This window comes from Oceanobacter sp. 3_MG-2023 (assembly GCF_030688925.1).
Lineage (GTDB): Bacteria > Pseudomonadota > Gammaproteobacteria > Pseudomonadales > Oceanobacteraceae > Oceanobacter.
Window position 1 is genome coordinate 313,732 of record NZ_JAUYVX010000002.1, and the last position, 11,403, is coordinate 325,134.

Here is an 11,403-nt window from a genome sequence, read left to right on the forward strand (position 1 = left end):
CGGGTCGGCGCTCTGTTTATTCCATGGCGGTGCATGTGTTTGACGGTGTGCCTAGGACGGTGTGGCCTTGTTGTCTGATCCGCGCTTGGCCATCTGATAAGACAATGGCTGAGCGTTATGCAGCGCAATCAATGCCAGCGTCAGTCCAGCCATTTGAACCACAGGATCGGTGGTGGACTGGGTGGCCTGTCCTGAGCACAGCAGCAGCCAGGCAATCACCGGAAAGTACGCCCGTTGCCAGCTGCGTTTGCCGCCATCCGTCAGATCGGTCTGGCGTAATGCCGAGAGTATCCAGGGCAATAGCAGCGTGACCAGGCCGATAATCAGTGTCGCAATCAGTACCCATTCGAGGACGTTGCTGCGGCGCGTCAGCTCGAACACCACACACCAGCCCAAGAAAATCCGGCCCCAGATCTGGCGGTTCCAGTTATAACCCAGGCGTTCGGCCAGATGACTGGATACCAGCATCGGCAACGCGGCGTACAAGCTCAGCTGCTGCATCAGCAGGGCGGTATGTTGCACCCCGTCGCTGGTTCGCCAGGCGGTCAGTAACGAGGTGATACCATAACCCACCAAAATCAATCCGGCGGTAAAACGCCCAGCCGCCGAGCCTGGCCATTGGCGCGACGTTGCCGGGCGGTTCTGCCAGCTTGATACCAGCGCGGCAGCCAGCAGACAGAGAGCGGCCAGGATCATCACAGTGCAGCCATAACCTTGTCGGCGGCAGCAATGGTGTACTCGATGTCGGCTTCAGTGTGAGCCAGTGACATAAAGCCTGCTTCGAACGCCGATGGCGCGAGATACACTCCTTGCTCCAGCATGCCATGGAAGAATTTGCCGAAGCGGTCGGCATCACACTGGTCGGCGACCTGACGGAAGTTCTCGACCTTGCCCAGTTCCGTAAAGAACAGGCCAAACATGGAGCCGGCCTTGTTAAAGGTGAATGGAATCTGGTGCTTGATTGCCGCGGCCTTGAAGCCGTCCAGCATCTGGTCGACGCGGGCGGTCAGTTGCTCATAGACGCCGTCATGCTGGATTTCTTTCAGCATCGCCAGACCGGCGGCCATGGCCAGAGGGTTACCAGACAGTGTTCCGGCCTGATAGACCGGCCCCAGTGGAGCCAGGCATTCCATAATGGCGCGCTTGCCACCAAAGGCACCGACGGGTAAACCGCCGCCGATCACTTTACCCAGGCAGGTCATGTCCGGAACGATGTCGTAATAGGCTTGTGCGCCGCCAAGGGCGACCCGGAAACCACTCATGACTTCGTCAAAGATCAGCACAATACCGTGCACATCACACAGCTCTCGCAGCCCTTGCAAAAAGGATTTGGCCGGTGGGATGCAGTTCATGTTGCCTGCGACGGGTTCGATAATGACACAAGCGATCTGATCACCCATACGGGAGAAGCACTCACGCACGCTGTCGAGATTGTTGTAGTCCAGTGTGATGGTATGTTCTGCCACGGAAGCCGGGACGCCAGGGGACGTGGGCACGCCCAGCGTCATCATGCCGGAACCGGCCTTGACCAGCAGCGAGTCTGAGTGGCCGTGATAGCAACCTTCGAACTTCACCAGCTTGTCGCGGCCGGTGTAGCCACGGGCGAGGCGAATGGCACTCATGGTGGCTTCGGTACCGGAATTGACCATGCGCACCATATCCATTGATGGAATCAGTTTGCACACTTCGCTGGCCATATCGTTTTCAATCGCGGTTGGAGCACCAAAACTCAGCCCCATTCCCATGCGGGCAGTGATTGCCTCAAGAATCTGCGGCGCACTGTGGCCCAGAATCATCGGCCCCCAGGAGCCAACATAGTCGACGTAGCGGTTGTCGTCGGCATCGTAGACATAAGCGCCCTTGGCGTGATCGAAAAAAATTGGCGTGCCACCGACACCCTTGAAGGCGCGTACCGGGGAATTGACGCCACCGGGGATATGCTGCTGGGCGGATGCAAACAGGGCCTGTGATTTGGTCGTGCTATAGCTCATGGAGTTCTCTCTTGAATCTGTTTGTTTCGGTACGGGGCACCGCAATGGCCGGTATCGTTACTGTGCGTCCAGGCCCTGATCAGCGCCTGGACAGACTATTTAAACGGCCTGTTAAAACGGCCTGACCACCACCAGAATGACGATCGCAATCAATACAAAGACGGGCAGTTCGTTAAACCAGCGGTACCATACATGGCTGCGATGGTTTTGATCCTGTTTGAACATCTGGTTCAGCTTGCCGCAATACAGGTGATAGCCAACCAGCAGGACAACCAGCGCCAGCTTGGCGTGTAACCAGCCACTTTGCAGGTAGTAAGCCGGATTAAAGCTGATCAGCCAGGTGCCCAGGGCGATGACTACCACCATCGAAGGCCACATGATGCCACGATAGAGTTTGCGTTCCATGATCTTGAAGCGCTCGCGGGAGGCTGTGTCTTCCGCCGCCGCATGGTAGACGTACAGGCGCGGCAAATAGAAAATACCGGCGAACCAGGTGATCACGGCGATAATATGGAAAGCCTTGACCCAAAGCATAAATAACATCCTGAATGGTGTTTTGAATGACGTTGCAGCACCGCCGTCGCGGCACTGCTAGCGGATAATTTGTGGCCGGTAACGATAGTGGCGTTCGATCATGGCTCGCGATACCAGACCAACACAAGGCCCAGGGCCTTTACGTGAATCCGGATCGCGACGATACACCGCCAGCCAGTGTAAGTCATGAGTCTGCATATGATCGAGAGCATCCTGCAGATTGGCTTTAAGGGCAATCCGGCCAACGCTGAAACGCTCGGCAGGTATGCCAAGCAGGTCGATATCGGCTGGCAATGAGGACTCCTCGGCAATACTGCTTTCCTGGCTATCGATAAATTCGGCCAGCTCAGCGGGCGGCAAAATGGTCTGCTCGTCTTCAATATAAAGCCAATCGGTCTGTTGGTCGATCAGATGTCGAGCGGCCTGCAGGCTGATATGACGAGCGCTGATTGCAAGGGATCGGCTCAAGGCTTCTGCTACCCAGGTACTGCGCAACATCATCTGGACCGGATGCGGTGGCTGATACAGGCCATTATTGCCCAGCTGGACCTGGAAAATGGAAGGCAGCCGGAATACTTCACCGGCGACCAGAGTGGCAATCACAATGGCCAGCATGCCAGGCATGATAATGTGTGGATTGGCGGTCAGCTCCAGCAACGCAATTAACGCCGCCAGCGGGGCTCGCAGTACCGCACCCATCATGGCACCCATGCCCAGCATGACGTAAAAACCGATTTCGACCGGATAGTCCGGCATCCAGAACAAGGACAGCTTGCCCAAAATTCCACCGGCCAAGGCTCCCATAAACATCGTTGGACCAATCAGACCGGCAGGAAATCCGACTGCCGAGGCCCACGCAGCCAATACCAGCTTGCCAGCCAATAAGCCGAGGCACAGCCCTATCGCGACATTACCCGCCAGAGCGGCATTCACGGTGTCGTAGCCGATCCCCAGAATGCCCGGCAGCCACCAGGCAATGGCGGCAGTGGTGAGGGTCAGGCCCCCCCAGCGAATCCAGAGCGGGCTGGGTGCCAGTGCCTGAAAGCGTTGGGTCAGGGTAATAAACCCGGTGGCCAGCAAGCCACAAGTCAGACCGAGGGCGACCACATAAGGCAGTTCAATCAGGGAGTGCATGGCCAGTGGTGGAACATCAAAGGCGGTGGCACTGCCAAACACGACCTGACTGATTACCGCCCCGGCAACCGACGCCAGAATAATAGGAATAAAGCCGCGCAGGTTGTATTCCAGCAACACCACTTCCATGGCAAAAATCACCCCGGCCATTGGCGTATTAAAAGACGCCGCAATGGCACTGGCCACACCTGCTCCGGCCAGAATCCTGAGACGATGGTGGGCAACCCCGGCAGCTTGCCCTAACTGACTGGCGGTTCCGGCGCCCATATGAATCGCCGGGCCTTCACGACCGACGCTGTGACCACTGAGCAGCGCAATGGCGGCAGCCAGCCATTGCAGTACCAGATTGGCGGCGGGCATATAACCCTGATGGCGTTCCATACGCATCAAGACATGAGTGACGCCAACGCTGCGTTGTGCCGGGGAGAGGGGTTGGAACAGCAGGATCAGCAGCAGGCCGCCGCCAAGCAACAAGGCAACCCGGGTGATGGCACTGAGTGCCTCGTAGTCATCTTCGCTGGCCATCGGCAGGAATATTTCCAGCGGCCAGGCAATGGCAAGGCGAAACAGGGTAATGACCAGTGCTGCAGCGATGCCTGCCAGCAGCGCCAACAGCGCGAGACCCAGCGGATTATCGGATAACGTCAGGTGTTGTAGCCATTGCTGGCTGCGAGTTTTCAGTAGCAAACCAAACCTCTGTGTTTGCAAGGAATGTGCAACGTGACTGGAAGGAGTATCAAGAAGCGGTATTATAAGCGGCTTCGGGATGAACTGCCCCCGCTTATGGCAGGAAATGGTTTAAACAGAGGTAATCGCGTGATCAAAGTAGGTATTGTTGGTGGCACCGGCTATACAGGTGTGGAATTGCTACGCATTCTGGTCAACCATCCGGACGTTGAGTTGCGCGTAATTACATCCCGAAGTGAAGACGGTACTCCGGTTGCCGATATGTATCCCAACCTGCGCGGCCATACCGATCTGACGTTCAGCGTGCCGGATACCGCAACGCTGGGAGCCTGCGATGTGGTCTTTTTTGCCACTCCGCATGGGGTTGCCCATTCATTGGCGGCAGAGATTCTGGCCACCGGAACGCGCGTTATCGACTTGTCGGCTGATTTTCGTATTCAGGATGCCGACGAATGGGAGGCATGGTATGGCCAGCCCCACGGCGCTCGTGAGTTATTGCCGGAAGCCGTATATGGCTTGCCAGAAGTCAAACGTGATGAGATTCGTAACGCGCGACTGATTGCCGTGCCAGGCTGCTACCCGACCGCGGTGCAACTGGGATATTTACCGCTGCTGGAAAACAACCTGCTGCCGGAACAAACACTGATTGCCGATTGCAAGTCAGGGGTGTCCGGTGCCGGTCGTGGGGCCAAGGTCGGGTCGCTGTTATGCGAAACCAGTGAGTCGGTCATGGCTTATGGGGTTGCCGGGCATCGTCATTTGCCGGAAATCCGTCAGGGCTTGTCCTGGTTTGCTGGCAAGCCGGTGGCACTGACCTTTGTGCCACACCTGATGCCGATGGTGCGGGGAATTCATTCGACGTTATACGCTTTTGCTCCCGATCTGGATGCCAGTGTGGACCTGCAGGCACTGTATGAAGCCCGTTATGCCAATGAGCCATTTGTGGATGTGATGCCAGCAGGCAGCCATCCGGCGACACGTAGCGTGAAGGGCAGCAACGTCTGTCGTATTGCGATCCACCGTCATGCCGATACTGGCCAAATCGTGGTGCTGTCGGTGATCGATAATCTGGTCAAGGGTGCCTCTGGGCAGGCGGTACAAAATATGAACCTGATGTTTGGTCTGGACGAAGCGGCCGGTCTGAATCACGTTGCATTGATGCCGTGATTGATTCCATGGCGATTATCGAGGATTCATCATGCCTTTGAAACCAGGAGCTGCCGTAAAGGGCAGCTCGCAAGATGAGCTGGTTATTTTATCCCTTGAGCACCCAGGACGTGCTCCCCGTCCTCGATTCTGGATACTGATCCTGTTGGTATTCGTCGCTGCAGGTGGTTTTGCCGCGGGCTGGGTGGGCAGTTATCGCTTGCTGGACTCGTTGCAGACCGAGCGGGATCAGTTGTTGCGTGACCTGTCGCGTAATGAGCAAACGATTACTGAGTTGACCCAGCATGTGGGTATTCTCGAAAAAGGCGGAGAAGTTGATCGCTATGCCGCTGACTCGGTGCGTGGCTCAATCCGCAGTCTGGAGCAGCAGGTCGATGATCTGGAACGGGATGTGGCTTTCTACAAGAGCATTATGGACCCGGATGCCGTTGAAAAAGGCTTGAAGATTCATGGTCTGGTTTTCGACAGTCTGGGAGAAAGCCGGTACCGCTATCAGCTGATGCTGACCCAGGTGGCTGACAACGGCAATCCGGTTGCCGGAACAGCAACCGTCAATGTGGTTGGTAAAAACAGCCAGGGTGCCAGGCAAACAGTGCCATTGAATCAACTGGATTCTGGGTTTACGGGGCGTTTCCGTTTCCGCTACTTCCAGGAATTGTCCGGTGAGCTGGTATTACCGGACGGCTTTGTCCCCCAAACCGTGAATGTTGTCGCCCAGCCAACGGGTAAAAAATCCCGTCGTGTTGAACAAACCTATGATTGGACTCTATAAAGGAACCCCTGCATGTTTAATTCAAAAGACAAAAGTGGCAACAGCTCCAACGTTCAGTACGACACGCTGATTTCTTCCAAAACGGCCATTACCGGTGATATCCATTTCTCCGGTGGTTTGCATGTGGATGGTGTTATCAAAGGTAATCTGATTGCAGAAGCCGGTAGCAGTGCGGTGGTCCGGGTCAGTAACAAGGGCCGGGTAGAAGGGCAGATACATGCACCGAATATCATTATCAATGGCCCTGTTGTTGGCGATATACACGCTGGGGAATACATCGAGCTGGCGAAAGACGCGCAAGTCACTGGGGATGTGTACTACCAGATGATGGAAATGGTGTTGGGGGCATCGGTCAATGGCCAGCTGAAGCACCAGACTGCCGATGCGCCGGCCAAAAAAGGCAAAGCCACCGCGGCGACAGCGGTTAAAGTTGACTAAAATAGTCAGGTAATCGCATAATGATGTTATTTCCAGACTGAGCCAGAGTCCCGCCATGAATGCTGTCGTATCCGCTGACCCTATCGAATTGACCCCGGCTGCTGAAGCCAAGGTGAGAGAGCTGCTGATTGATGAGGCTGACGACCAGCTGTGTCTGAGAGTGTTTGTTACCGGTGGTGGCTGTTCCGGGTTTCAGTATGGCTTCACGTTTGATGATGAGCGGGCAGAAGATGATTTCTTCATCGAGCGTGAGAACATGCGTGTGCTGGTGGACTCTCTGAGTTACGGTTATTTGACGGGATCGGTGATCGACTATCAGGAAGGCCTGGAAGGCTCTCGCTTTGTGGTTAACAATCCCGCTGCCACGGCAACCTGTGGCTGTGGTTCGTCCTTTTCTGTCTAGACCCATTGTCGCCACACCCACACGGGATAGTGGCTGTTTCAGGCTGGGTAAATCGCGCCTAGTATGCGTGGGCCTCTGGCTCCTGTGACCCCCGGCAGGTTGCCCGGCAACGAGTCCAGCGTCTGCTTTGCCAGCCAGGCAAAGGCCGCGGCTTCTATCCACCCCGGGTGAATCCCTGCCGTTGCAGTACTGCGCAGCTGGTGGTTGGGTAAATGAGCGGCGAGTCGATCGATCAGGCTGTGATTATGCAAACCACCACCGCATATCAATAATTCCCCTTGAGCGTGACCAAACTGTTGTACTGCGAGCGCGATGCTGCGGGCCGTCCATTCAGTCAGTGTGGCCAGTGCATCCGCCGCTTTCATGGTTCGCAGCGGTATTTCCAGCCGTGGTAGTGAAAACTGCTCTCGACCTGTACTTTTGGGAGGAGGAGCTGTAAAAAACGCAGCCGCCAGCCAGTCGTCAACCAGGGCCTGGTCTGCCTGGCCACTGGCGGCGATCTCGCCATTGTGGTCGCAGGGTAGGTTCAAGTAGCGCTGGCAGTATTCATCCATCAGGGCATTACCTGGGCCGGTATCAAAGCCGAGGGTGTGAGCACCCTTGAGTATGGTCAGGTTGGCGATACCGCCGATATTCAGCACCATGCGTTGTTGGTCTGGTTGTTCGAAGACCAGTTGATGGAACGCTGGCACCAGTGGCGCACCGTGCCCGCCAGCGGCGACATCCCGGCGACGGAAGTCAGCAACACAGCAGATACCGCTATGCTCGGCAATCCAGGAAGGATCGCCAATTTGCCAGGTAAAACCATCCGGCTGGCTTTGATGTCTGAGTGTGTGACCATGGCTGCCAATTGCACACACATCAGCCGCTGCGACATCGTACTGTTTCAGCAACTGTTGGATAACGGCAACACTGGCTGTCGCAATAAAGCGATCAAGGTGCATGATTTCATTAACAGGCAGCTGGTCTGCCAATGCCGAGTGCCTGAGCCATTGCTGTTTGTCCGCAGGATAAGGCAGAGACGCAAACCCCAGGGTAGAAAAACCGTTGTGATCACTGCGAGTCAGCACAGCGTCCATACTGTCAGCGCTGGTGCCTGACATTAAGCCGATAAAGATCCGCTCCGGAGTAGACGGCATCATTGAATCATACTGACGCGATAGCCATCCAGCCAGGTCAGCATGGCGTGGGCTTTTTTGAGAAATGCCGGCTTGTCTGCCGCGGCAATGGATTGGGCTTTGGGCAGTTTGACGCGTAACGAATCCCGATGCACCCCATCGACCCGGAACTCATAATGAAGATGCGGCCCGGTGGCGAGACCAGTGCTGCCGACGTAACCGATGATTTGCCCTTGTTTGACGGATCGGCCCCGGCGCACACTGCGGTGAAAACTGTTCATGTGGGCGTAGAGTGTCTGGTAGCGTGTGCCATGTTGCAAAATAACCACGTTGCCATAGCCTCCCTTGCGTCCGGCAAAAATGATTTTGCCATCACCGGCAGCCTTGATCGGAGTACCTGTTGCGGCGGCATAATCGGTGCCTTTATGGGCCCGAATGGTGTTCAGAACCGGGTGTCTGCGGCCAAGATTAAAGCGTGAGCTGATACGGGCGAAGTCGATAGGGTTGCGCAAGAACTCCTTTCTCATGCTGAGCCCTTCCGGGGTGTAGTAGTTGGCGTTGCCGTCCTTGTCTTCGTAGCGTATGGCGGTGATCTCTCTGCCCTGGTTGACAAAGCGGGCTGCCAGAATATCGCCATTGCCAATCTGCTCGCCATCGAGAAAGACATCTTCGTAAATCAGGCTGAAGTGGTCCCCGGTGCGGATATCCAGTGCAAAGTCGATATCCCAGCCAAAAATACCGGCCAGTTCGATCAGGATTTTTTCCGGTACGCCAGCCCGTTCACCGTCGAGGAACAACGAATTATTAATGGTTGCGCTGGCAAAATGGGGAATGTACTCGGCATCGCGCTCGATCAGCTGATAATTGACCGCACCATCATCAGCCCGGTCGATACGGTGGCGGGCCAGTGGCGATAATGGAATTTCCAGTGCCTTGACACGGCCGTCCCAATTTCTTTCCCAGCGTACTTCTTGCCCGGGGTAAAGCTGAATCGCCTCTTTCGGCACCTTGCTGGCAATCGTAACCACATCGGCAGCGCTCAGATTGTTGCGGCTGAACAGTGTGGACAGGCTATCGCCGGACTTTACCTTGTCCTGTTCCCACTTTACTTCCGGTTCCGCTGCCTGAATGGTGGCTTCGGGGAGAGCAACTTTAAGACTGGTAACTTGACGAGCATTACCCGAAGGCCAAAGCAGAATTAAGAGAATAAGGATGGATGCGATAATGACGCCGGCCAGGTGAGTGGCTGGAAAATATTGGAATCTGCTTGGCTCAGCCATAACGGGTAAATAGTTCCTGAAACGAGAAAACGAGCGAATATCTGCATATTAGCGACTGAGGGCATTTTAACCAGTGTGCTTGATTTTGCACATCGATCAGGTATTTTCATTTTCCCTATTTATCAGACACCTCTAGAGTATGTCATGACAGCTGCATTGATCGAAGATTTGAAAGCCCGTGGATTGCTAAACCAGGCGACCGCAGATGAAGAACTGATTCAACATCTCGAATCTGGCATGCGTACACTTTATTGTGGATTCGATCCAACAGCAGATAGTCTGCATATTGGTAGCTTGGTTCCTCTGTTGATGCTGAAACGTTTCCAACTTGCGGGGCATCGCCCATTTGCGTTGGTTGGTGGGGCTACCGGCCTGATCGGTGATCCCAGTTTCAAAGCGCAGGAACGCAAATTGAACGGACCTGACGTCGTTGCTGGCTGGGTAGAAAAACTGAAAGCCCAAGTCAGTCAGTTTATCGATTTTGACTGCGGCGACAACAGTGCCGATGTTGTGAATAACCTCGATTGGGTCGGGGATATGACAATACTCGACTTCTTGCGGGATGTGGGGAAGCACTTCTCCGTCAACAACATGATTCAGAAAGAGTCCGTCAAGCAGCGCCTTGATCGCGAAGGGGCTGGTATCTCTTTCACTGAATTCACCTATATGTTGCTACAGTCCTTCGATTTTGCCGAGTTGGCCAACCGTGGGAACTGCACGCTGCAGATCGGTGGTTCAGATCAGTGGGGTAACATCGTTGGTGGTGTTGATCTTGCCCGCCGTATGTTTGGCAAATCGGTCTTCGGCCTGACCATGCCATTGGTAACCAAGTCGGACGGTACCAAGTTCGGCAAGACAGAAAGCGGCACGATCTGGCTGGATGCCAGTAAAACCTCTCCTTACGCCTTTTATCAGTTCTGGCTTAATACCGCCGACGCCGACGCCTATAAATTCCTGCGTTACTTCACCTTTCTCCCGGTTGCACAAATAGCGGAGATTGAGGCTGCGGATGCTGAGATCCAGGGACGTAAAACAGCGCAGCCGATTCTGGCCGATGAAGTGACCCGCCTGGTTCACGGTGATGCGGCGCTGGCTTCAGCCAAACGTATTACCGAAGCCCTGTTTGCTGGTGACGTTTCGCTGTTGTCTGAAGCGGAGCTGGAGCAAATCAAACTGGATGGCTTGCCTGCCAGCGACCTTGATCTGGCAGCAATTACAGAAACCCCACTAACAACCCTGCTGACAGACTGCGGGATGGCCAGTGCCGGGCGGGAAGTCAAAGATGCTCTTGGACGCCAGGCTGTGCTTGTTAATGGTGAAGCGAAGGGGGCGGCAGACAACATGAAAACAGCGGAGTGCTTTGCGGCCGATAAAGCACTTTATGGGCGTTTCTTCCTGGTGAAACTGGGGAAAAAGAAATACCACCTGTTTGAACAAAAAATAAGTGTGGAAAAATGTTGACCTCTTGGGTGGTATCTTTATAATGCGCCGCTCTCGAGACAACAACGCCATTAGGTGTTGCAGTTGAAAGAAAGGGGTTGACACTCTAAAGAATATCTCTAGAATGCGCGCTCCTCTCCAAGCAATAGATCTTATGAGTCGAAGCGGAAGAGAAATAAAGGGTTGACATTCTAGCTAAGCAATATAGAATACGCCCTCCGATTTGAGGTGAAAGCGCAACGCGCTGGCCGCATCGGAAAGATTGAAAGAAAGTGGTTGACATTGAGATTAAGTTCTGTAAGATGCGCAGCCCGCTTCGAGATAAACGAAGCACGCTCTTTAACAAAGTATTTAGACAATTACGTGTGGGTGCTTACTGAGATGATCTGAAGTCAAGATTATCAAGAAGTAAGAACTCGTCGATAATTCATTTACGTGA

The 11,403-nt window shown here is 54.7% G+C and carries 11 protein-coding genes; 5 read left to right on the plus strand and 6 right to left on the minus strand.

Annotated elements, in window-relative coordinates; all coding sequences use genetic code 11:
* Window positions 1–51: 51 nt before the first annotated feature.
* From Q8W32_RS03310 to Q8W32_RS03325, 4 genes are all read right to left on the minus strand, one after another.
* On the minus strand, window positions 52–696 hold the full coding sequence (locus Q8W32_RS03310; RefSeq protein WP_305413693.1) for a hypothetical protein: 645 nt from the start codon (window positions 694–696) through the stop codon (window positions 52–54).
* A complete protein-coding gene (gene hemL, locus Q8W32_RS03315) occupies window positions 696–1,991 on the minus strand; it encodes a glutamate-1-semialdehyde 2,1-aminomutase (RefSeq protein ID WP_305413695.1) in 1,296 nt (431 codons plus the stop codon). Before hemL ends, Q8W32_RS03310 begins: the two co-directional genes overlap by 1 nt.
* Before the next feature lie 111 nt (window positions 1,992–2,102).
* Window positions 2,103–2,525, minus strand: a complete 423-nt coding sequence (hemJ, locus tag Q8W32_RS03320) for a protoporphyrinogen oxidase HemJ (protein ID WP_303431376.1) — start codon at window positions 2,523–2,525, stop codon at window positions 2,103–2,105.
* A 57-nt stretch (window positions 2,526–2,582) separates the two neighbouring features.
* Complete coding sequence (locus Q8W32_RS03325; RefSeq protein WP_305413696.1) at window positions 2,583–4,346, minus strand: chloride channel protein; 1,764 nt, start codon at window positions 4,344–4,346, stop codon at window positions 2,583–2,585.
* Between the two features lie 129 nt (window positions 4,347–4,475).
* Here Q8W32_RS03325 and argC point away from each other — a divergent pair, with 129 nt between their 5' ends.
* Genes argC through erpA form a run of 4 tightly spaced genes read left to right on the plus strand, consistent with a single transcriptional unit; the run spans window position 4,476 to window position 7,126 of the window.
* Complete coding sequence (argC, locus tag Q8W32_RS03330) at window positions 4,476–5,513, plus strand: N-acetyl-gamma-glutamyl-phosphate reductase (protein ID WP_303431378.1); 1,038 nt, start codon at window positions 4,476–4,478, stop codon at window positions 5,511–5,513.
* Window positions 5,514–5,544: 31 nt separating this feature from the next.
* Window positions 5,545–6,285, plus strand: a complete 741-nt coding sequence (locus Q8W32_RS03335; protein WP_305413697.1) for a DUF6776 family protein — start codon at window positions 5,545–5,547, stop codon at window positions 6,283–6,285.
* A 12-nt stretch (window positions 6,286–6,297) separates the two neighbouring features.
* The gene (locus Q8W32_RS03340; protein WP_303431382.1) at window positions 6,298–6,723 is read left to right on the plus strand and encodes a polymer-forming cytoskeletal protein; all 426 of its coding nucleotides are present in this window, start codon (window positions 6,298–6,300) and stop codon (window positions 6,721–6,723) included.
* 55 nt (window positions 6,724–6,778) lie between these two features.
* A complete protein-coding gene (erpA, locus tag Q8W32_RS03345; protein WP_303431383.1) occupies window positions 6,779–7,126 on the plus strand; it encodes an iron-sulfur cluster insertion protein ErpA in 348 nt (115 codons plus the stop codon).
* A gap of 38 nt (window positions 7,127–7,164) precedes the next feature.
* Here erpA and Q8W32_RS03350 read toward each other — a convergent pair whose 3' ends face one another.
* Both Q8W32_RS03350 and Q8W32_RS03355 read right to left on the minus strand, forming a co-directional pair.
* Complete coding sequence (locus Q8W32_RS03350; RefSeq protein ID WP_305413698.1) at window positions 7,165–8,268, minus strand: anhydro-N-acetylmuramic acid kinase; 1,104 nt, start codon at window positions 8,266–8,268, stop codon at window positions 7,165–7,167.
* On the minus strand, window positions 8,265–9,524 hold the full coding sequence (locus tag Q8W32_RS03355; RefSeq protein ID WP_305413699.1) for a peptidoglycan DD-metalloendopeptidase family protein: 1,260 nt from the start codon (window positions 9,522–9,524) through the stop codon (window positions 8,265–8,267). The genes Q8W32_RS03350 and Q8W32_RS03355 overlap by 4 nt, the downstream gene beginning before the upstream one ends.
* Window positions 9,525–9,668: 144 nt before the next feature.
* On the opposite strand from Q8W32_RS03355, the gene tyrS reads away from it, so the two are divergent.
* Window positions 9,669–10,985 carry a tyrosine--tRNA ligase gene (tyrS, locus tag Q8W32_RS03360; protein WP_305413700.1) on the plus strand — a complete coding sequence of 439 codons (1,317 nt, stop codon included), beginning with the start codon at window positions 9,669–9,671 and terminating at the stop codon, window positions 10,983–10,985.
* The last annotated feature ends 418 nt before the right edge of the window (window positions 10,986–11,403 follow it).